The sequence below is a fragment of the Kaistia sp. 32K genome (assembly GCF_016629525.1).
In the GTDB taxonomy this organism is placed as follows: domain Bacteria; phylum Pseudomonadota; class Alphaproteobacteria; order Rhizobiales; family Kaistiaceae; genus Kaistia.
In genome coordinates, this window is record NZ_AP024269.1 from 2310730 (window position 1) to 2331645 (window position 20916).

The 20916-nt window shown below is 66.5% G+C and carries 17 protein-coding genes; 4 read left to right on the plus strand and 13 right to left on the minus strand.

Translation table 11 applies throughout. The features are described from left to right. Positions 1-35: 35 nt before the first annotated feature. The 8 genes from K32_RS10450 to K32_RS10485 all read right to left on the minus strand — a co-directional run bounded on the left by K32_RS10450 (position 36) and on the right by K32_RS10485 (position 8817). Positions 36-1130, minus strand: coding sequence for a linear amide C-N hydrolase (locus tag K32_RS10450; protein WP_201403945.1), 1095 nt, complete (start codon positions 1128-1130; stop codon positions 36-38). A 52-nt stretch (positions 1131-1182) separates the two neighbouring features. Continuing rightward, positions 1183-1932: a hypothetical protein gene (locus K32_RS10455; protein ID WP_201403946.1), complete on the minus strand. Its 750-nt coding sequence runs from the start codon at positions 1930-1932 to the stop codon at positions 1183-1185. Between the two features lie 359 nt (positions 1933-2291). Next, positions 2292-3398, minus strand: coding sequence for a DUF4432 family protein (locus K32_RS10460; RefSeq protein WP_201403947.1), 1107 nt, complete (start codon positions 3396-3398; stop codon positions 2292-2294). A gap of 2 nt (positions 3399-3400) precedes the next feature. Next, on the minus strand, positions 3401-4897 hold the full coding sequence (locus tag K32_RS10465) for an amidohydrolase family protein (RefSeq protein ID WP_201403948.1): 1497 nt from the start codon (positions 4895-4897) through the stop codon (positions 3401-3403). Then, complete coding sequence (locus tag K32_RS10470; RefSeq protein WP_201403949.1) at positions 4894-5979, minus strand: ABC transporter ATP-binding protein; 1086 nt, start codon at positions 5977-5979, stop codon at positions 4894-4896. Before K32_RS10470 ends, K32_RS10465 begins: the two co-directional genes overlap by 4 nt. Continuing rightward, positions 5976-6764 (minus strand): ABC transporter permease, encoded by a 789-nt coding sequence (locus K32_RS10475; RefSeq protein ID WP_201403950.1) that lies wholly within the window; start codon positions 6762-6764, stop codon positions 5976-5978. The genes K32_RS10470 and K32_RS10475 overlap by 4 nt, the downstream gene beginning before the upstream one ends. Further along, positions 6761-7633: an ABC transporter permease gene (locus tag K32_RS10480; protein ID WP_201403951.1), complete on the minus strand. Its 873-nt coding sequence runs from the start codon at positions 7631-7633 to the stop codon at positions 6761-6763. Before K32_RS10480 ends, K32_RS10475 begins: the two co-directional genes overlap by 4 nt. A gap of 26 nt (positions 7634-7659) precedes the next feature. Then, positions 7660-8817 carry a PotD/PotF family extracellular solute-binding protein gene (locus tag K32_RS10485; RefSeq protein ID WP_244669983.1) on the minus strand — a complete coding sequence of 386 codons (1158 nt, stop codon included), beginning with the start codon at positions 8815-8817 and terminating at the stop codon, positions 7660-7662. 219 nt (positions 8818-9036) lie between these two features. Here K32_RS10485 and K32_RS10490 point away from each other — a divergent pair, with 219 nt between their 5' ends. The 3 genes from K32_RS10490 (at position 9037) to K32_RS10500 (ending at position 11643) form a co-directional block, all read left to right on the plus strand. Next, positions 9037-9822, plus strand: coding sequence for an IclR family transcriptional regulator (locus tag K32_RS10490; protein ID WP_201403953.1), 786 nt, complete (start codon positions 9037-9039; stop codon positions 9820-9822). Between the two features lie 117 nt (positions 9823-9939). Continuing rightward, the gene (locus K32_RS10495; protein ID WP_201403954.1) at positions 9940-10236 is read left to right on the plus strand and encodes a hypothetical protein; all 297 of its coding nucleotides are present in this window, start codon (positions 9940-9942) and stop codon (positions 10234-10236) included. Between the two features lie 165 nt (positions 10237-10401). Then, positions 10402-11643, plus strand: a complete 1242-nt coding sequence (locus K32_RS10500; protein ID WP_201403955.1) for an AI-2E family transporter — start codon at positions 10402-10404, stop codon at positions 11641-11643. A gap of 46 nt (positions 11644-11689) precedes the next feature. On the opposite strand, the gene K32_RS10505 is transcribed toward K32_RS10500, so the two are convergent. Beyond that, complete coding sequence (locus K32_RS10505; RefSeq protein ID WP_201403956.1) at positions 11690-14107, minus strand: heavy metal translocating P-type ATPase; 2418 nt, start codon at positions 14105-14107, stop codon at positions 11690-11692. Positions 14108-14294: 187 nt separating this feature from the next. On the opposite strand from K32_RS10505, the gene K32_RS10510 reads away from it, so the two are divergent. Continuing rightward, positions 14295-14807 (plus strand): L-2-amino-thiazoline-4-carboxylic acid hydrolase, encoded by a 513-nt coding sequence (locus tag K32_RS10510; protein WP_201403957.1) that lies wholly within the window; start codon positions 14295-14297, stop codon positions 14805-14807. Between the two features lie 6 nt (positions 14808-14813). On the opposite strand, the gene K32_RS10515 is transcribed toward K32_RS10510, so the two are convergent. The 4 genes from K32_RS10515 to K32_RS10530 all read right to left on the minus strand — a co-directional run bounded on the left by K32_RS10515 (position 14814) and on the right by K32_RS10530 (position 20913). Further along, entirely contained in the window at positions 14814-16619 is a 1806-nt protein-coding gene (locus tag K32_RS10515; RefSeq protein WP_201403958.1) for an aminodeoxychorismate synthase component I, read from the minus strand. Between the two features lie 160 nt (positions 16620-16779). Beyond that, positions 16780-17475: a response regulator transcription factor gene (locus K32_RS10520; protein WP_201403959.1), complete on the minus strand. Its 696-nt coding sequence runs from the start codon at positions 17473-17475 to the stop codon at positions 16780-16782. Then, positions 17472-20192 carry a sensor histidine kinase KdpD gene (locus tag K32_RS10525; RefSeq protein WP_201403960.1) on the minus strand — a complete coding sequence of 907 codons (2721 nt, stop codon included), beginning with the start codon at positions 20190-20192 and terminating at the stop codon, positions 17472-17474. Before K32_RS10525 ends, K32_RS10520 begins: the two co-directional genes overlap by 4 nt. A gap of 115 nt (positions 20193-20307) precedes the next feature. Beyond that, positions 20308-20913 (minus strand): K(+)-transporting ATPase subunit C, encoded by a 606-nt coding sequence (locus tag K32_RS10530; protein ID WP_201403961.1) that lies wholly within the window; start codon positions 20911-20913, stop codon positions 20308-20310. Positions 20914-20916: the final 3 nt, after the last annotated feature.

Genomic DNA, 20916 nt, shown 5'->3' on the forward strand with positions numbered 1-20916 from the left:
GGCAAGCAGGCGGCGGTCGCGGAGACCGCCGTGGCTTACTCCGGCTTGGCCGGCAGGAAGGCGAACGGCTTGGCCGGCTTGAACTCGCCGGAAACCTCGCCGGAGAAGACTTCGCCGTGCTGGATGGTCAGCTTCTTGACAGGAGCGCCCGGCTTCAAGTCCAGCTTGGCCAGCGACACCCAGAACGTGTTCGGGCGCGTGGCGCTATCGAAGTAATAGATCAGGTTCTTCTGGTCGGAGATCGAACGCCAGATCGTCGACGAGATGTTCGGCTGATCCGGCGTCGTGATCCCCAGCGGAACGCTGACGGCGCGCTGGACGCCGAGGACGCTCGCGACAGCCTGATACTGGAAGGACTGCCCGGGAACGCCCTCGATGTAGTTCGGGTCCTTCTGCTTCGGGATCGCGTCAAGCAGGAAGGAGGCGCGGGCGAACCGGTCGGCGGCACGGTTGGTGCCGGGGAGGAACTTCAGGCCCCCGATTTCCTTCCAGTAGCTGTTGAGGGCCAGCTGCTCGGAATAGATCGGCGAATTGGTCATCACGGCAAAGTCCTTGCCGTGATGGATCTGAAGCTTGCCTTCGACATATTCGAAGATGGCGGAATCGCCCGTCGAGTCCGAGATCGCCAGATGCAGCGAGGCCGGGGCGCCGTTCGGCAGCGTCGGCGCGAGCAGGTTGAACGGCTCGGCGCGCAGATGCTCGACCGCCTCGTTGACGGTGGCGAAATTGTCGAGCGTGTATTGTGCCCAGAGCGAGATCGACAAGTAGGGGCGTCCGTCAACCGGCTTGCTGTACTGCGATTCCGCCAGATAGAGGATGTTGGCGACGAGACCCTTCTCGTTCATGCCATCGGTCGAGCCGGCCTCGTATCCAGAGGTGATGACGCTGCCATACTTGGCGGTCCAGCGGATCGACTTCGGTCCGGAAGCGCCGTCCCGCTCGATCCCGGCCGGAAAGGCCCAGAGATTGGAGGCCATATCCTCCTTCCAGTCCATGTTCCGGCCCGTGATGACGGTCTGGTCGGCCCCGACATAGAGCGTGCGGGTGCAGGCATCGGCGAAATCGGCCATGGAGGGGATCAACACGGCGGCTGACAGCGCAAGGGCGACGGAACGCGGCGCACGCTTCATGATTCAGGCTCCTGATAGCTGCTCGAAAAGCGAATAGGACGCGGGATGCGCGTCAGAACTTGATGATTCCGCCGATGACCGGCCCCTGCAGGACCTGGTCGTAGACGAACGACCCCTTCTCGTAGTCGATCCCCTGCGCGCGATAGCCCGCCGTGGCCGAAAAGCGATCGTTGAACTTGTAGCCGATCGACCCCAGCACGTCCCAGTTGAAATCGGAAGCGCCGCCACCGGCCATCGCCCAGCCGCTCAGGAAAACCGAGTCGGTGAGGGAATATTGTCCCTTCACGCCGACGACCGCGTCCACCCAGGTCGCCGTGTGCTCGCGATCGAGACCGCGATCGCCGGCCTGCGCCTCAAACGACGTTTCGATCGACCAGAGGCGCGCACCGGCGAGCACATCAAGATTGCCGCGGCTGGTCTGGACGACGGAATAGGCGACCGCGGGCGTCCATTGCAGGATCTCCGTCCCGACAGCGACGTCCAGGCGCCCCTTGGGCGAACTGCCGTCGGCCGAAAGCTTCATGTAGAGCAGGTCGGAAAAGATGCTGAACCGGTCATATTTCGCCTCGACGGTCCCCATCGCGGCGAAATCGAGATTGCTCAGGAGCTTCGAGAAGTCGCTGTCGAAGTGGGCCTGCCTCTGACCGTATTTCACGTCGCCGGACATCGACGACATCCAGACATAGGGAGCGACGGTGAAGGTCCATCCGGAACCGGCGGGCGCAGCCTCCACGACCGGCTCTTCCGGCGCGACGATGTCCGCCGCGAAGGCCGGCGCCGCGTAGCCGAGCGCGATCGCCATGCCGAGCAGGCTCCCCGCAAGCCTCGCGGGCGCCCGAAGCCCGTTCTCGCGAGGGGCGGGTACATCAGACGCAATCAAGCCATACGGCATCGTGTTCGCTCACTGTCGACGAGAACCATGTCGGGGCGCGAAGTGGGCCGGATCCGGCCACTCCAGCACCAGCCGCAATCCGCGAGCGGATGCGCGGCCGCTGCCGGCTCCCCGCCTGACTGATACCGGCTCCGCGCATGGCGCGTCAACGCGCACGGCCCGATATTGGTACCGCCGCCAAATTACATGCTGAACTTATTATTTGACGTCGAACTTCGCCCGCCGATGGCCCGCGCCGTCCAGGCGCGGGCAACGCTGTCAGGCGGCGCTCAGACGCGGCGCCCGGCCTCTCGAGCCGCGTCGATGACCTGTTCGAGCGCCGCGGCCTCCGAGGCGTCGAGCGCGCCGAAGACGTACTGGCAGCGGAAGGTCTCGCCGGGCGCCAATTGCCGGATATGATCCTTGGCCTTCTCGGCCAGATAGCCGTCCGGCTCCGCCGTCGCGGGAAGCACGAGGCCGAAGGCCTCCTGGTCCGCGTTGCGCACCATCCAGCGAATGGCGTGGTCGAGCTGGTCCGGACGATAGCTGATGAAATCGGCCGATCCGTCATCGAGCACCTGCAGCGCATGCGACCAGCCGGTGGGATCGGCCGCGACGTCCATCGACATGACCAACTCGGGCTCGACCGCCTGGGCGCCGTCGAGCCGCTTGTGCAGGCCGGGATCGGCGAGGGCGGCCTTGCGCAGTACCTTGTACTCTTCCGACAGCGTCTCTTCCGGCGGCAGCAGCGAACGGATGCGATAGCCGGTCTTCTCGTCGGCCACCGTGTCGACGATCCGCGCATCCGGCACATAGCGGAAATTCACATGCGCCAGGTACATGAGATCCATCGGCGAACCCTTGAGGTTCTTGATGTCGATCCCGGCATGGATCTTCGTGCTGCCGGCATGCAGGCGCACGGTCGGCGTGGCGACGTATTTGTGCGTGAAGGCGACGGTGTGCCGATAGCGGCCGGAAAGCCCCATGAACGGGCCGTGCTCGTCCTCGCCGATCAGGAGCTCGGCGCTGTGATAGAGGGCGTTCGGCAGTTCGCCATGCGGCGGATGGTTGTCGGCCGGGCTCGGATTGCCCATTGCCGTGGCGCCGCAATGCAGCAGAAACCCGCCATAGTTCCCGACATAGGACTGGGTGGGCTCCGGCTCGTCGAACATCGAGCCCATAGTCAGGCGGCGACCGTTGAAGGTCGCGTCCCAGATCTGCTGGCCCTGGAAGGGCAGCAGCTCGATGACGCCGACGCCATTGTCGATGCGCAGGCCGGCCACGCCGGTGCTGTAGCGAAATGTCGATGCCGTCAGGCCGGCGAACGATGCGATCACCGTTTCGGCCCGGCTGAAATGCTCGGGCAACAGCGTAATCGTGGCGATATCCGACTTCATGATCAACCGCGCCTTTCCATGCGAGGCAGCGCATTGGCAACCACAGCGTGTCCCATGCGTGCGAGAAGCGATTGAGCAGCCTTGTTGATTTCGGTCAACAGGAGACGCTCATCGAGCGCGACGAACGCGCCATTTTCCAGGATCGTCTTGCCGTCGATGAGGACGGTGTGCACCGACTTCGAGCGCGAGGCGTAGAAGAGATTGCGGATCATGTTGGTGACCGGGATCATCTCCGGCCGGTCCAGCGTATGGATCACGATGTCGGCGCGCTTGCCGGCTTCCAGCGAGCCGATGCGCTCCTCCATGCCGGCGGCGCGGGCGCCGCCCCGGGTCGCCATGTAGAGGCCGTCCTCGGCGATCAGGTAGCCGCGATCGCCATGCGCCTCGCGCGCGGTCAGAACGGCCAGGCTCGCCTGCCGCCAGAGATCGAAATCGTTCGACCAGTTGGCGGAATCCGAGCCGAGCGCGATGTTGGCGCCGCGCCGCCACAGCTCGGCATGCCTTCCATCAAAGCAGCCGCCGTGGCCCCACATCATCGACGCCGCCGGCGCCCAGGCGATGCTGGTGCCGCGATCGAGCAGGGCGTCGCATTCGGCGTCGGTCAAATGGTTGGCGTGGCCGAAGGTGACGTTGCGATCGAGGAAGCCGATGTCGTGCAGATGCAGCAGCGGATCCTTGCCGAAGCGCTCGCGATCTGCGGCGGTATCGGCTGGGCTGTAGGACTGGTGCAGGTTGAGCACGACGCCGGCGGCGTCGGCGCGGGCCTTTGCCTCCATCATCAGCGTCTCGCTGGCGGTGCCGAGCCCGAGGATTGCGACATGGCCGGTGACGAGGGCATCCGGATCCGCGTTGCGCGCGAGTTCGCCGCCCATCCGCTCCAGCGCCTCCTCGCGGGTCTTCGGCGCCCGAGCCAGCTCGGTGCGAACCCTGGCCTGCGCGGCGCAGGCGGGGCACCCGGCCTCGTGGGTCTCCAGCATGCCCTGTGCGAAGCCCTGCGGCTGGTCCCAGATGAAGGCGTCGCCGAGGATGGCCCGGATGCCGACTTGCTCGGCCGCACGCGCCGCCATGGCGGGTTCCAGCACGGTGCCGGCTTCGAGGAAGCAGGTCGTGCCGTTGCGGACCATCTCCATGCAGGCGAGCAGGACCGAAAGATATTCCTCCTCGTCATTGACCGTGTTGAAGAACACGCTCTCGAACGTATCGAATGCATCGCCCTCGGAAAGCTGATCGGGCAGGGCGCCGCGAAAGATCTGGAACGAGGCGTGCAGGTGGCATTCGACGAACCCCGGATGCACCGGTGCGCCACGCGCCTCGATCACCCGCCGGGCCCGGTAGCGCGCGGCGACCTCCGCGTCCGCGCCAACGGCGAGGATCCTGCCATCCCGGATCGCGACGGCGCCGTCCTCGAAGATCCGGCTCTCGTCGTCCATGGTGATGACATAGCCATGGCGGATGATCGTATCCGCCTCAACCGGCGCGCGCTCGGTCGTATCGGTCATTCGTTCCCTCCCGGAAGAAGCGTCGGCGCCGCGGGCGCCCAGACCAGTTTCACCAGATCCCCGACCGTGAGCCCCTCGGCTTCCTCGTCGCGGAGATCCGCCCAGACGGTCGTGCCATCAGCCAGGACAGCGCCGACACGGATCCAGCTGCCGAGATAGATGATCTCGGAGATGCGCCCTTCGACACCGCGCCCCTCGGGCAGGCTTTCTTCGCGAAAAACCCGCACGGCCTCGGGCCGGATCGACAGCGCGGCTCGCGCCCCGACCGAGACGCCTGCGACGGATGCGACCGTCAGCCGGGTCCCGACGACATCGAGCGTCGCGATGCCGTCTCGCACCGACTGCACCGAGCCGCGCAGCAGGTTGGTCTGGCCGATGAAGTCGGAGACGAAGACATTGGCCGGACGCCGATAGATGTCCTGCGGCGTGCCCACCTGGACGATGCGGCCCCGGTTCATGATGGCGATCCGGTCCGACATGACGAGCGCTTCGGTCTGGTCATGCGTGACGAAGACGAAGGTGGCCTCCAGCCGGCGCTGGATCGCCCGCAGCTCCAGCTGCATCTGCTGGCGCAGCTTGAGATCGAGCGCCGACATCGGCTCGTCGAGCAGCAGCACCTTGGGTTCGCCGGCCAAGGCACGAGCCAGAGCCACGCGCTGCGCCTGGCCGCCGCTCAGCTCCGTCGGGCCGCGCCCGCCGAGATGCTCGAGCCGCACGAGGGCCAGCATCTCCTCGACCTTGTCGTCGATGCGCTTCTTCGACCACTTCTTCAGCTTCAGGCTGTAGGCGATGTTGTCGTAAACGTTCATATGCGGGAACAGCGCGCCGCGTTGGAACACCAGATTGGTCGGCCGGCGCTCCGGCGGACGGGTCGTGACGTCCTCGCCATAAACGCGCACCGTCCCGCGCGTCGGATATTCGAAGCCGGCCACGATCCGGAGCAAGGTGGACTTGCCGCAGCCGCTCGCGCCGAGCAGCGAGACGAACTCATTGTCCGCGACGGTCAGATCAACGTCTTCGAGGGCGGTCATCGAGCCGAAGCTCTTGCGAACCCCCATGATTTCAACGGCGGCGTTGGTCACGAGCGCTTCTTTCGTCCGAGCAGGTTGGAGCAGATCACGAGGCCGACGAGCAAGGTCAGCAGCAGCGTGGCGATGGCATTGATCGACGGGTCGACGCCCCGGCGCATCATCCCCCAGACGAGAACGGGGACGCTCTGCTGGTTGCCGATGTTGAACCAGGTGATGACGAACTCATCGAGCGAGAGGGCAGCCGCCAGCAGGGCGGCGCCGACGACCGACGGGCGGATCAACGGGAAGGTGATGTCGAGGAAGGTGCGGACCGGGCTGGCACCGAGATCCCTTGCCGCCTCGAGCATGGAAAAGTCGAAGGTCTCGAGCCGGGCATTCATCGTCAGGACGACGAAGGGCAGGCAGACGATGAGATGTCCGATCGCGGTGTTGACGAGGCCCTGCGGCATGCCGAGCATGCGAAAGAACACCGCAAGCGCGATGCCGATGACGAGTAGCGGCACGATCGCCGGCAGCAGGCTGGCGCCGATCAGGGCCTCGCGCACATGCGGCCGCTTGAGCCGCATCAGGCCGAACGAAAAGGCCGCCCCCATGGCGCCGGCCGCCACCGCCGAGATCAGCGCGAGCACCAGGCTGTTGGTGAGGGCGCTGATGATCAGCGGATTGTCCAGCGCGCTCCGATACCAGGAGAGCGTCAGGCCCTCGATCGGCATGGAGAGGCGCGGGGACGTGGTGAAGGAGAACAGCACGATCACCACGATCGGCGCATAGAGATAGGTGAGCACCGCCAGCACGAAGAGCGCGGCGATCCAGTGTTGTCTGAGCTTTGCGATCATCGGGTCACGCGGACGAGGATCTGGACGACGGCCAGATAGATGGCGAGGACGATGGCGATGGTGACGAAGGCGAGCGCCGCGCCGAGCGGCCAGTTGGAGCCGATGCCGCGGAACTGGTCGGCGATGATGTTGCCGATCAGGAGGCTCTGCGTGCCGCCGACGAGCGACGGGGTGACGAAGTCGCCCGCCGCCAGAAGGAAGGCGAAGGCAAACGCCGTGCGAACGCCTGGCATCGCCAGAGGCAGCAGGATGGTGCGGATGAGATGGACGCGGCCGGCGCCAAGATCGCGCGCCGCCTCCATCTGATCGCGCGATACGTTGAGCAGCGCCGAATAGATTGGCAGCACGGCGAGCGGCAGCAGCAGGCCGCTCAGCGTGATGACGACGGCGATGTTGCTGTAGATCAGGAACTCCAGCGGCTCGTTGATCAAACCGAGCCATTGCAGCGTCGAGTTGAGCAGGCCCTGCTTCCCGAGGATCGTCCGCCAGGCATAGATGCGGACGAGGTAGCCGCTGAACAGCGACAGCAATACCAGTTGCAGGATCAGCTGCCCGCGCCGCTCGAACACGAAACGCATCGCGTAGGAGAGGGAGAAGGCGATCGGCACGACGATGGCAGCCGTCACGAAGCCTACCACGACGGTGCGGATGAGCAGCGTCCGGTAGAGCTTCGAAACGACGGCCTTCTCGTAATTGTCGAGCGTGAAGTCCGGGATCAGTTCGAACCCCTTCGCTCGCCAGAAGCTCAGCACGAACAGGCAGAGCATCGGGACGGCGAAGAACAGGACATAGAGCAGGCTCGCCGGCAGCAGCGGGCGAAGACTGGTGGACGCACGCCCAGAGCGGGCCAGGCCGGAGCCCGTCATCATTGCATTCCTCGTCGTGCCGGGACGGATCAGGAGGCCTTGAACGTCTGCCAGGCTTCGACCCAGGCGGGCGCGCCGACGATGTCGCCGTCATTCTCCTGTGGCGGCACGACGATCTGCGTACCGAGGATGCCGCCGCCGGGTTTGCGCACATTGTCGTAGGGGTAGAGATCGCGCACGCTCGGATCGAGCAGGTCATAGGCCGCTTCGACCGTGCAGCCGGAGCCGAGCTCCTTGGCGAGCGCCGCGTTCGACTGCGTCGACGTCATGAAGTCTATGAAGGCATAGGCATTGTCGAGGTTGGGAGCATCCGCCGCGATGGCGTAGGCGTCCGACCAGAAGAAGGTGCCGTCAACTTCGGGCGAGCCGACGACCAGCTTCACGCCCTTCTCCTTGGCGATCAGCGTCTGATAGGCCCAGCCGCCGATGCCGATCGAGGCGTCGCCGCGGATCAGCACGTCGGCCATGTCGCCATGCGACGCGCCGATGGTGACGACGTTCGGCTTCATCTTCAGCATGGCCTCGATGACCTGCTCGAGTTCCGCCGCCGTCAGCCGGCTCGGCTCCTTCATGCCGAGCGAAACGGCATAGAGCCAGATATTGCCGAAAGGGTCGTCGAGCAGCACCAGCTGCCCCTTGTATTTAGGATCGGCGAAATCCGTGTAGCGGGCCGGCATCTTGTCCCATTTCGCGGGATTGAAGACGCAGGGCTCGTCGCCCCAGATGATCGGAATGCCGTAGGTCTTGCCGTCGCGCACCAGCCATGGCGCATCCTTGAACGCCGGGAACAGTCCCGCGGCGGTGGGGATGCGGGCGAGGTCGAGCGGCTGGAACAGCTCGACATTCGAGGCGAGGATCGCGCGCTGGAAGTCCTTGTTCGGCGTCAAGAGGTCCATTGCGCCGCGACCACCGGTGTTGAAGCGGGTGAGCGCTTCGTCGGCGGCCGACTGGAAGGAAGCCTGAAGCTGGATTCCGTTCTTTTCCAGGAACGGCTTGGCGACATTGCCGCCATGCTCGCCGTCCCAGCCGAGAAAGTTCAGCTGCCCGCCGAGCTTCGGAGTCTCAGCCGCGGACGCACCCGCCGAGGCGCCCAGAACGGAAATCGTGGCAAGTCCTGCCGCGCCCTGGATGAACCGGCGACGGCTAACGTCCGCGTTCAGGCGGTCGTTGAGAAACCCTCTAACCATCTCGTTCAAGATCGTCTCCCCCTCTTTTCTGGAACAGTCTGGCGCTGGTCTTGGTCAGAAAATTCGGCATGACAAATCGGCTGGCGCTTTTTCCCTGCACGCACCATGTCGATCGCTTTTCCTCTGCGGAAACCCTGCCTTTCTTCCCCACTCCCACTTCAAACTAAAAGTCGCTTTGTATATAAAGTCAAGGACCGTTGATGAAACCGGAGAGCCGCGATGTCGGAGAGTGACGACCCGGAGGGCGGCCGCAAGGGGGCCTACACCGCGCCGGCGCTGGAGAAGGGGCTCGAAATCCTGGAGCTGCTCGCGGACGCCGGTGAGCCCTTGTCGGCCCGCAACATCGCCGACAGCCTGGGACGGTCTAAGAACGAGATCTTCCGGATGGTCTTCGTGCTGGTCGAACGGGGCTATTTGAATCGCGACGCCGCGACCGACCGGCTGACGCTCAGCAACAAGCTGTTCGAGCTCGGCATGCGTACGCCGCGATCGCGCAAGCTGGTCGAGGTGGCGATGCCGGCGATGGAGCGGCTGAGCGACGATACCGGGCTTTCGTCGCATCTCGTCGTCGTCAACCGGGGCGAGACGGTCGTGATCGCGGCCGCCGCCGGCAGCGCCGAGCTCAATCTGACCCTCAGGCTCGGCTATCGCCGGCCGGCGATCGAGGCGAGCTCGGGCCAGACGATCATGGCGTTCCAGACGCCGGAGAAGCGCGCGCGGCTGATCGCCGAAAGCCTGGCCCTTTCCGACGAGCCGCATGATCCCGACGCGCTGGATGCGATCCTCGACCGGATTGTGGCGGACGGCTCGCTGGTGGCGCAGAGCCACGACCTGCTCGCCGTGGTCGACGTCTGCGCGCCCATTCTCGATCGGAACGGCCGGGCGGTGGCCAGCGTCGTCATTCCCTGCCTGAGCCGCCGCGGCACGCCGTCGCTCGAGGAGAGCGTCCGCGCGGCGCTGGTCGAAGCGTGCCGCGAGGTCAGCGAGGCCCTGATCGAGCGCTGAGCCCCTTCGCGGCATGCGTCCGGTTGAGTGCATCGCCACCCGTGCGCACGCACCGCATTCTTTCCGTCGTCTGAATCAGCTACGGCACCCTTGCAATTGCATCAGGGGAACGGGCGCGTGCCGGAAATCGAGAAGCGCATTTTTGTCGAGGAGAAGGACCTGGTCGCCGAGAAGGGCGACTGGGAGGCGCGAAAGCTCTCGCCGGACGCGCGTGGCTGGACGTCCTACTGCTTCTTCCTGCCCGGCGAGCTGCGCGAGGTCGTCGAACGCGAGATTCGCACCAAGATCAACAAGACCTATATCCAGGCCGTGGCGGCCGAAAATCCGCCCGGCGTGTGGGTTCGCGGCGCACGCTTCGAGCTGGAGGCGGCGCTGGCCGTCCTCAGTTCGGCGAAAGCGGCGGGCCAGCCCTGAAAATGGGACGAGAAGACGGTGCAACCGGTCGCGGGCGCTCAATTCCAGGCGGGTTGCGACGCTGTTTTCCGCGCTGCCCTATACAGATTTGACGCGACTTGATCGATACTCGGCCAAAGCGGAGGAGTTGATTTGCCAGAATCGAATATCCCTAGTGAGACGCCGATGCAGGCACGAGAGCCTCGGCTCCTCGGCGTCGCGGGATCGTCGCGATCGGGCCTGATCCCTCCGCTGTCGGCGGCGCGCTGGCTTCTCATCCTGATTGCCGTCGCGGGAATCTACTTCTTTCACAGTTTCCTCGTCCCCGTTTTAGCCGCTCTGGTAATCGGCTTTGCCAGCTGGCCGATCTATCGCCGCATCGTCGAATTCGTCGGCGGCAACCGCACGGCGGCCGCGACGCTCGCGATCGTCCTGTTCACCTGTTTCCTGATCGTGCCGATCGCCTTCGCGGCCGCCTACGCCGTCGAGGAAGTCCGGCAATTGCTGGCCTGGGCGATCCAGACCAACCGTTTCGGCGCGGACGTGCCGACGTGGATGTCGTCGCTGCCGGGTGTCGGCGAATGGCTGGCGGTGCGCTGGGGCGAATATGTCGGCCGGCCGGGCGCCATCGGCGAGATGATCTATGCGGTGAGCGGCGCCAATATCGGCAATATCTACCGCGCCGTGCTCGCGGCGGGCGGCGGCCTGTTCGGCCTGCTGCTGACGCTGGTCTTCATGCTGATCACGCTGTTCTTCGTCTATCGCGACGGCGAACTGTTCGTGTCGAAGATCGACCTGCTCGGGGAGCGCATCGTTCCCATGCGCTGGGAGCGGATTTCCCGCGTCGTGCCGGCGACGATCAGCTCCACCGTCACCGGCATGACGCTGATCGCGATCGGCGAGGGCATCGTGCTCGGCGTCGCCTACTGGATCGCCGGCGCGCCGTCGCCGGTGACGCTCGGCGTGCTGACCGGCATGATGGCGCTGATCCCCGGCGGCGCGCCGCTGTCGATGACGCTGGTCTCGCTCTACCTCGTCGCCAGCGGCTCGATCTTCGCGGGCGTCGCCCTGTTCATCTGGGGCACGGTCGAGCTCTTCATTGTCGACAAGACGCTCCGCCCGAAGCTCGTCGGCGGGCCGATCAAGCTACCCTTCCTGCCGACCATCTTCGGCCTTGTCGGCGGTGTGAAGACGCTGGGCTTCCTCGGCCTGTTCATCGGCCCCGTGCTGATGGCGCTGATCGTCGCGATCTGGCGGGAGTGGATCCGCGACATCGAGGCCACGGATCCGCCGAAGGTCGGCGACATCGCGATCCCCGTACATCCGGAGACGACGGGCGTCCTGGTTCGCACCGACATCCCGGCCGAACAGGGCGTCATCGCCGACGAGCCGCCCGCCCGCCACGAAGAGACGGCGCGCATCGCCTGACATTTCTCCGCGCGACGCGATCGCGTCGCGCGGAGATCCTGATCCATCAGATCCGGGTGACACGCAGCCGGAGCGCGTTGACGATGACGCTGAAAGACGACAGCGCCATCGCCGCCGCCGCGAGGATCGGCGACAGCAGAAGACCCATGACCGGATAGAGCAGACCGGCGGCGATCGGTATGCCGGCCGCGTTGTAGACGAAGGCGAAGAACAGGTTCTGGCGGATGTTGCCCATCACCGCCTGGCTGAGTTTGCGCGCCTGGACGATGCCCAGCAGATCCCCGCGCAGCAGGGTCACGCCGGCGCTTTCCATTGCCACGTCCGTGCCCGTGCCCATGGCGATGCCGACATCGGCGGCGGCGAGCGCCGGCGCATCATTGACGCCGTCGCCGGCCATGGCGACGACCTTTCCATCGGCCCGGAACGCCGCGACGATGTTCCCCTTGTCCTCCGGCAACACCTCGGCCTTCACCTCGTCAATGCCGAGCTCCCGCGCCACAGCGTCCGCAGTCGTCCGGTTGTCGCCCGTCAACATGACGATCCGGATGCCGGCCTCGTGCAGCGAGCGGATCGCTTCCTGCGTCGTCGCCTTGATCGGATCGGCGATCGCCAGCACGCCGGCGGCGCGGCCGTCGATGGCGGCGAGGATCGCCGTCGCGCCGCCGCCGCGAAGCTGATCGGCCTTGGCCTCGATCGCGGAGACATCGACACCCAGCTCGGCCAGATAGCGCGCATTGCCAAGGGCAAGCGTATGTCCGCCGACCTTGCCGACCACGCCCTTGCCGGTGGGGGAATCGAAGTCCTCGACCGGATCCAGTCGCAAGCCGCGTTCCTGCGCGGCGGCGACAATCGCAGCGGCAAGGGGATGCTCGCTCGCCTGCTCCAGGCTTGCGGCGAGGCGGAGCAGTTCGTCCTCGGAAAGGCCGGAGACCGGCCGGACCGCCGTGACGCGCGGCTTGCCCTCGGTCAGCGTGCCCGTCTTGTCGACGACGAGCACGTCGACCTTCTCCATGCGCTCCAGCGCCTCGGCATTCTTGATCAGCACGCCGGCGCGGGCGCCACGGCCGACACCGACCATGATCGACATCGGCGTCGCCAGGCCGAGCGCGCAGGGGCAGGCGATGATCAGCACGCTCACCGCCGCGATCAGGCCGTAGGCCATGGCAGGGCTCGGGCCCCAGATCGCCCAGGCGACGAAGGCGGCGAGTGCGATCAGGACGACGATCGGCACGAACCAGGACGAGACCTGATCGGCCAGTCGCTGGATGGGGGCCCGCGAGCGCTGCGCCTTCGCCACCATCTGGACGATCTGCGCCAGCATGGTATCGGCGCCGACCTTCTCCGCCCGCATCACGAACGAGCCCTGGCCGTTCAGCGTGCCGCCGATCACCTTGTCGCCGACGGCCTTGGCGACGGCGAGCGGCTCGCCCGTCACCATGGATTCGTCGACGTTCGAGCGCCCGTCCAGCACTTCGCCGTCGAGCGGCACCTTGTCTCCGGGGCGAACCCGAAGCCGGTCGCCGACCTGGACATGGCCGAGGTCGACATCCGCTTCGCTGCCGTCCTCGGCGATGCGCCGGGCCGTCGCCGGCGCCAGGTTCAGCAACGCCTTGATGGCGCCAGACGTCTGCTCGCGGGCTCTCAGCTCCAGGACCTGGCCGAGCAGCACGAGCACTGTGATCACCGCCGCCGCCTCGAAATAGACCGCCACCGAGCCGTCATGGCTCTGGAATTCCGGCGGGAACAATCCGGGTGCCAGTGTCGCGATGATGCCGTAGAGCCAGGCGATACCGGTTCCCATGGCGATCAGCGTGAACATGTTGAGCGACCGGTTGACCAGCGAGTTCCAGCCGCGAACGAAGAACGGCCAGCCGGCCCAGAGCACGACCGGCGTCGCCAGCACCAGCTGGATCCAGCTCGACGTCCGGCCGCCAACGAGGTGGCCGATATCGACGAGGTGGCCGCCCATTTCGAGCAGGAAGACGGGAACGGCGAGCGCGAGGCCGATCCAGAACCGTCGCGTCATGTCGCGCAGTTCCTCGCTCGGTCCTTCGTCGCCGGTTGCGATCAGGGGCTCCAGCGCCATGCCACAGATCGGGCAGTTTCCGGGGCCGACCTGCCGGATCTCCGGATGCATCGGGCAGGTGAAGATCGTGCCCTCCGGCGCATCCGAGGCGGGCGCCGGCGCGGCGTCATGGGCGGCGTATTGATCGGGCGCGGCCTGGAACTTCGTGCGGCAGGATTCGGAACAGAAGAAATAATCCTTGGCGTGATAGTGGACCCGCTGCTTGGTCTCCCGAGGATCGACGGACATGCCGCAGACCGGATCCTTCACCGTGTCCGGCTTCGCCGAATCCGACGCGCTTGCGGCGTCGCCGTGCCGCCCGTGGGAATGGGTCGAGGCATGGTCATGCCCATGGTGGTGACCAGGTTCAGCCTGCCTGGTTTCTGTATCCGCGACCATGACGACAGCCTCCGATTGAAAATTACAACGTGACCGTAGGGCTTCCCACTATGGGAAGGTCAAGCCGCCGTTTCGGCGCAGCTCTGAAAATCAGGCGGAACAGGCGATTTCCGCGTAGCATGAGGGCATCTTTGGGCGCCCGACACGTTCATTCGGGCCGTCGACACCACGCGGCGAGGGACAATCGATGGGAACGAGCGAGAGCGACGGCGGGGCGCAGGAAGGCGAAATCGGCATCCTGCAGCGCCGCAGGATCGAGGCGGCGATCATCGCCCCGATCTATGCCGGCATGGTGCGCGAAATCGGCGAGGCGAGGGCGCAGGCGATCCTCGACGCCGCCATCAGCCAGGCCGCCATCGACGCCGGACGAGGCTTCGCCGAACGGACGGAAGGCGGCACGAGCCTGAAGACCTTCCAGGACCTGCAGTCGCTCTGGACGCAGGACGACGCGCTCGAAATCGAGGTGTTGCGGGCGAGCGAGACGCATTTCGACTACAACGTCCGCCGCTGCCGCTATGCCGAGACCTATCGCGAGATGGGCCTCGGTCCGATCGGGCATCTCCTGTCCTGCAATCGCGACGGCGTCTTCTGCCAGGGCTATGATCCGAGGATCACCCTGCAGCGCACGCAGACGCTGATGGAGGGCGCCGAGCATTGCGACTTCCGCTACCGCTTCGATGCGGAGGCCGCCAAGCCCTAGCGGGCATCACTCCAGCAGACGGGCGGGCCGCAGCCCGCGCAGGCTGTTGCCGACGAACCAGCGGTCGGCGCGACGAAGATCTTCGAGGCGGAGCGGGTGCTCGACGGCTGCGCCGCTCTCGATCAGGCTCTGGCGCAGGATGCCCGGCAGCAGGCCGTCGCGGACGGGGGGCGTCAGCAGCAGGCCGTCCCGCTCGACGAAGACATTGCTCCGCGTCGCCTCCGTCACCAAGCCCGAACGGTTCAGCAGGATCGCCTCATCCGCACCGAACCCGGTCGCCTCGGTGAAGGCCGCCTCGTAGAGGCCACGGCGCGTCGTCTTGTGGCGCAAGAAGGGATCGCCGGCATCGGCGCGGAGGCTCGCGACCGCGACGACCACCGGCCGGTCCGGCTCGGCGGCGAGGCGAGGCGCCACGAGATCGAGCGCGCCGTTCCGGCGAAGCTCCAGCCGGACGCGGTGAGAAGCGTCGCCCGACAGGGAGGGCACGAGCGCTTCGAGCCGCGCCTCCGCCGCTGCGCGATCGAAGGTGAAACCGAGCGCTTGCGCCGAACGCGCGAGACGGTCCAGATGCAGCGCCAGCCGCGCGAATCCCGTCTCTTGCGACCAGAGCAGCGTCTCGATCAGCCCGTAATCCTCGGCGAGATCGGTCAGGACGCGCGCCTTCAGCAGGCATTCCGCATATTCGGAATCGGCCCGCGAATCCGCGACGATGCCGCCGCCGACCCCGTAGCGGCCGGAGCCATCCGGATAGACCGCCGCCGTGCGGATGGCGACGTTGAAGCGGAGATCGCCATTCGGCCGGATCACGCCGATCGAGCCGGTATAGACATCGCGCGGTTCGGCCTCCAGCTCGCGGATGATCTCCATGGCGCGAAGTTTCGGCGCGCCGGTGATCGAGCCGCAGGGAAACACCGCCCGCATCAGCTCGCCAAGCGATGTGCCGGGCACCAGCTTCGACGTGATCGTCGAGGTCAGCGTGTGCAGGGTCGGATAGGTCTCGACCTTGAAGAGTTCCGGCACCTCGACCGAGCCGATCTCGCTGATCCTGCCGATATCGTTACGCAAGAGGTCGACGATCATCAGGTTTTCGGCGCGCTGCTTCGGGTCGTTGCGCAGCTCCTCCTTGGCCGCGTCGTCGGCTTCCGCGTTGTCGCCCCGCGTGACCGTGCCCTTCATCGGACGCGTCGTCACGACGCCGTCCGCGACGTCCAGGAACAGTTCGGGCGACACCGAGAGGATCGATGTCCCCTCGAAGGCGATCATGCCGCCATGCGACACCGGCTGGCCGGACCGGAGGGCGGCATAGAGCGCGAGCGGGTCGCCGTCATAGCGGAAATCGACGGGAAAGGTCAGGTTGATTTGATAGGCGTCGCCGTCGCGGAGATAATCGAGGATCCGCCCGACCTGCGCCGCATGCGCGGGCTCGTCGAGGCGGGGATGGACCGCCGTCAGCGGCTCGGGCGGCGGCGAGGCGCCGAACAATTCGTCCAGATCGCCGGGAGCCAGCCGGACGGACTCGCGGAACAAGCCGAACCAGAGCAGCGGCAGCGAGCGACCTTCGGGCAGGGCAGGGACCAGCCGCTCCTGCAGGACATAGCCGAGCTCGTAACTGGCAAAGCCCGCGGCGTGCAGCCCGCTCGCGAGACCGCGCTCGATCCGTTCGAACGCCGCTTCGACGTCGTCGCTACGATCGCAGCGGACGATCTCCACCGGATCGACAAAGAGCTCCGCCGTCGCCGGCACGGCCAAACGGTCCTCGATCAGGACGAAAGGACCGGGAGCGGTCAGCTTGGCTCGGATCGAGGACGGCATCGGGCACGAATTCCTGGCTGGCATGGCGGCGTCGCGGGCAAGCGCGACGGCGTCTGGATAGCCCGATGCGGGCGAGGCGGAAAGCGGATGTTCCGACTATCGCCATCCGCCTCGCTTTCGCGTCCATTCGACGGTCGATCCGCCCGCCGGCATGCGAGACCTAGCCGTCAGATTCGCGAAACCGGTAGCCAACGCCCGTCTCGGTGCGGAGATAGATCGGCTGCTCGGGATTGGCTTCGATCTTCTGGCGGAGCTGCCGGATGTAGACCCGCAGCTGCTGGACGTCATAGGCCGCGCCCCAGACCTCCTGCATGAGGAAGCGATGCGTCAGCACCTTGCCCGCATGCTGTACCAGCACGCGCAGGATGTCGTATTCCTTCGGCGAGAGCTTCACTTCCTCGTCGCGCAGCCGGACGATGCGCCGCACGAGGTCGACCGAGAGATCGCCGACCCGGAAGACCGGCTTTTCGCCCTGCACCTGCAGCCGGTGCCGCAACGCGACGCGGATGCGGGCGATCAGCTCGTTCATTCCGAAGGGCTTGCTCACATAGTCGTCGGCGCCCGCCTCCAGCGCCTGCACGATGCCGGCCTCGTCCGTGCGGCTCGACAGCACGAGGATGGGCACCGAAGCGCCCGCCGCCTGCCAGTGCCGCAGCAAGTCCTGCCCTGACATGTCCGGCAGGCCGAGATCGAGAATGATCAGGTCCGGCTCCGCCGACGCCGCCAGTTGCATGGCCGCGCCGCCGTCCGGCGCCTCGATCACGGCATAGCCCTGCGTGCCCAGACCGGCCTTCAGCAGCCGCCGGATCGGCGGCTCGTCGTCGACGACGAGGATCTTGATGGCGGCGGCGGTCATAGCGGCTCCTCGACGGTTTCCGCCTGCGGCGGCACCGGCATCTCGATGGTAAAGATCGCGCCGGAGCGATCCGTCCGGTTGGTCGCCGAGATCGTGCCGCCCATCGCCTCGACAAATCCCCTCGCGATCGACAGGCCGAGCCCGGTGCCGGCGCGGACATGATCGCCCTTCTGGACCCGATAGAACTTTCCGAAGATCCGGTCGAGGTCGTTGCCGGGAACGCCCTTGCCCTCGTCGAGCAGGCGGATGGTCATCCGCTCCGTGCCGGCGACCGCCTCGAGCCGGATCTCGCTGCCCGCCGGCGCATATTTGGTGGCATTGTCGATCAGGTTGAACAGCACCTGCTCGAACAGCACCGGATCGACCTTCAGCATGGGAAGATCCGGCGCGATGGCGACGGTAAGGCGATGCTCGCGCAGGATCTTCGCCGCCCGGCGCAGCACGCTGCCGATGATCTCGTCGACATCGTGCAGGGCGAAGAGCGGCTCGATCGCTCCGGATTCGAGCCGGGTCATGTCGAGGAGGTTGGCGATGAAGCGGTTGAGCCGCTCCGATTCATCCTGGATGGTCTGGAGCAGCTCATCCTTGGTCGCCGCGTCGAGCCCGCCGCCGAAATCGCGAAGCGTCCCGGCCGCGCCCAGAATGCCGGCGAGCGGCGTCTTCAGATCGTGCGAGATGGAGGTCAGCAGGGCCGAGCGCAGCCGGTCCGTCTCAGCGGTCATGCGGGCACGGTCGACGTCTTCGACGAGATAGACGCGCTCGATCGCGAGCGCCGCCTGATCGGCCAGCGCATCAAGCAGCCGGCGCTGGTCCGGCGTCAGGATCGGGCCGGTGCGATCGTCGGAGCTGATGCCGACGGCGCCGATCGCGCCACGGCCGGTCTTCAGCGGCAGGAACAGCCATTTTCCGCCGGGCAGCGTGTCAGAGCCACGGCCCGCCGGCTGATCGTGCTCGAACGCCCATTTGGCCGCCGCGACATCGGCGGCGTCTACCATGTCCTCCGGCGGATAGCCGGCGCGCACCGAGAACTGGTCCTCGGCCCCGAGCAGGATGACGACCTTGACCTTCAGCATCGAAGCGACCTGGAAGACGGTCGCCCAGAGCACGTCGTCAATCGCGCCGACGCCGGCGAGCTTGCGGCTGAAGGAATAGAGCTGCTCGGTCGTGCGGGCGCGGCTCCGCGCCGTGATCGCCTGCGCCCGCACCCGCGCCGCGAGGTTGGAGACGATGACGGTCACGGCGGCGAAGATCACCAGCGCCGCGACATTGGTCGGGTCGGCGATGGTGAGGGTGTAGGTCGGCGGCAGGAAGAAGAAATTGTAGCTGAGCGACGCGGCGGCCGTCGCAACGAGCGCGGGAAGCAGGCCGAAGCGACCGGCCACCGCGATGATCGCCAGCAGGAAGACGAGATCGACATTCTCGATGCCGACGAAGGGCTGGATCAGCTTGTTGAAGCCGAGGGCTGCGGCAATGGCCGCTAGCGCGACGACATAGGGGAGTGGCGTGCCGGCCTGACCGGCCCCGGTGCCGGTCCTTGTCGCGGCGGATTTCGACGGCTGCGGGGCCGTCTCGCCGGCGATGACGTGGACGCTGATCGCGCCCGATCGGCGAACCAGATCATGCACGACGGAGCCGTGCAGCATCTCGAACCAGCGCGAGCGCTCCGACTTGCCGATGATGATGTGGTTGACGTTGCGGGTCCGGGCGTGCGCCAGGACATCCTCCGCGATGCCCCGGTCGCCGCCGGGCAAGGTCGTCGCCTCGCCGCCGAGATGCTCGGCAAGCCGCAGCGCCTCGGCGATCCGGTCCTGCTCGGCCTCGGATAGCTGCTGGCTGCGGGCGGTCTCGACATAAAGCGCCTCGAACGAGGCGCGCAGCCGGTCCGCGAGCCGCTTGGCGTAGCGCACCAGCGCCAGGGCGCGCGGGTCCTCGCTGACACAGACCAGTACCCGCTCGCCCGCCGCCCAGGGACCGGCGATGGCGTGGCTCTGCATGTGGCTGAGCAGTTGCTCGTCGACCCGCTGCGCCGTGCGACGGAGCGCCAGCTCGCGGAGCGCCGTCAAATTGCCGGGCTGGAAGAAGTGGTCGACCGCGCGCTTCGCCGTGGTCGGAAGATAGACCTTGCCCTCGTGCAGGCGGTTGATCAGGTCGGCCGGCGACAGATCGACGACCTCGATGTCGTCAGCGCTGTCGAGGACCGAGTCCGGCACCGTCTCGCGCACCCGGACCCGGGTGATCTGCGCGACGACGTCGTTCAAGCTCTCGACATGCTGGATGTTCAGCGTCGTGTAGACGTCGATGCCGGCGTCGAGCAGTTCCTCGACATCCATGTAGCGCTTCGGGTGCCGGCTCTCGGGCGCGTTGGTATGGGCGAGCTCGTCGACCAGCACCAGCTGCGGCCGCCGCGCCAGGACCGCGTCGAGGTCCATCTCCTCCAGGCTCTGGCCGCGATGCGCGATCTTCCGTTTCGGGATCAGCTCGAAGCCGGTGACAAGAGCCTCGGTCTCGGCGCGGCCATGCGTCTCGACAACAGCGATGACGACGTCCACGCCGGCGCGTTGCCGGGCATGGCCGGATTGCAGCATCTCGTAGGTCTTGCCGACGCCGGGCGCGGCGCCGAGGAAGATCTTCAGCCGGCCGCGCCCCTCGCGATGCGCCGCTTCCAGCAGTGCATCCGGCGAGGGCCTCGCATCATCCCGCTTCTGCAGGTCGTTCATTCGCTGTCGCTCGAAACGGCTCGGGGCGGATCTAACGATCCGCCCGGCCCATTGTGAAGACCCGGACCGCGCCCGAGAGGTGAGGCGGGACAAGTCCGAATTCCTGCGGAGATGATCAGTTCGCCGTCGCCGCGTCGAGTGCCAAGTTGAGCTTCAGGACATTGACGCGGGGCTCGCCGATCAGCCCGAACAGCCGGTCCTCCGTGCCGTCGTTGACCAGCGCGGCGACTTTCGTCTCCGGCAAGTTGCGTGCCTTGGCGATGCGCGGCACCTGGAAATTCGCAGCCTCCGGCGTGATGTCCGGATCGAGGCCGCTACCGGTCGTCGTCACGAGGTCCATCGGAACCGGCGCGTTCGGGTTCTCCGCCTTGAGCGCGGCCGCATCGGTCTTGATGCGATCGATCAAGGCCGGATTGGTCGGGCCGAGATTGGAGCCCATCGAATTCACGGCATTGTAGGGCTGGAGGACCGATTTCGTCGGGTCGTTCGGATCGGTGCCGGTCGTCGCCGACGGCCGGCCGTGGAAGTAGCGGTCGCTGGTGAACGATTGCCCGATCAGCGCGGAACCGACGACCTTGCCGTCCCTCGTGATCAGGCTTCCATTGGCCTGGCTCGGGAAGATCAGCTGCGAGACCTGGGTCATGGCGAGCGGATAGGCGAGGCCGAGGATGACGGTCATTCCGATCATCATCACGAGGGCGGGACGGATTTGCTTCAACATGAT

Coding starts and splice junctions, on each gene's coding strand:
- K32_RS10460 (WP_201403947.1), bottom strand. CDS start 3,398: ATGAAGTCGGATATCGCCACGATTACGCTGTTGCCCGAGCATTTCAGC.
- K32_RS10530 (WP_201403961.1), bottom strand. CDS start 20,913: ATGTTGAAGCAAATCCGTCCCGCCCTCGTGATGATGATCGGAATGACC.
- K32_RS10465 (WP_201403948.1), bottom strand. CDS start 4,897: ATGACCGATACGACCGAGCGCGCGCCGGTTGAGGCGGATACGATCATC.
- K32_RS10455 (WP_201403946.1), bottom strand. CDS start 1,932: ATGGCGATCGCGCTCGGCTACGCGGCGCCGGCCTTCGCGGCGGACATC.
- K32_RS10490 (WP_201403953.1), top strand. CDS start 9,037: ATGTCGGAGAGTGACGACCCGGAGGGCGGCCGCAAGGGGGCCTACACC.
- K32_RS10475 (WP_201403950.1), bottom strand. CDS start 6,764: ATGATCGCAAAGCTCAGACAACACTGGATCGCCGCGCTCTTCGTGCTG.
- K32_RS10450 (WP_201403945.1), bottom strand. CDS start 1,130: ATGAAGCGTGCGCCGCGTTCCGTCGCCCTTGCGCTGTCAGCCGCCGTG.
- K32_RS10525 (WP_201403960.1), bottom strand. CDS start 20,192: ATGAACGACCTGCAGAAGCGGGATGATGCGAGGCCCTCGCCGGATGCA.
- K32_RS10505 (WP_201403956.1), bottom strand. CDS start 14,107: ATGGTCGCGGATACAGAAACCAGGCAGGCTGAACCTGGTCACCACCAT.
- K32_RS10485 (WP_244669983.1), bottom strand. CDS start 8,817: ATGGTTAGAGGGTTTCTCAACGACCGCCTGAACGCGGACGTTAGCCGT.
- K32_RS10500 (WP_201403955.1), top strand. CDS start 10,402: ATGCAGGCACGAGAGCCTCGGCTCCTCGGCGTCGCGGGATCGTCGCGA.
- K32_RS10480 (WP_201403951.1), bottom strand. CDS start 7,633: ATGATGACGGGCTCCGGCCTGGCCCGCTCTGGGCGTGCGTCCACCAGT.
- K32_RS10510 (WP_201403957.1), top strand. CDS start 14,295: ATGGGAACGAGCGAGAGCGACGGCGGGGCGCAGGAAGGCGAAATCGGC.
- K32_RS10520 (WP_201403959.1), bottom strand. CDS start 17,475: ATGACCGCCGCCGCCATCAAGATCCTCGTCGTCGACGACGAGCCGCCG.
- K32_RS10515 (WP_201403958.1), bottom strand. CDS start 16,619: ATGCCGTCCTCGATCCGAGCCAAGCTGACCGCTCCCGGTCCTTTCGTC.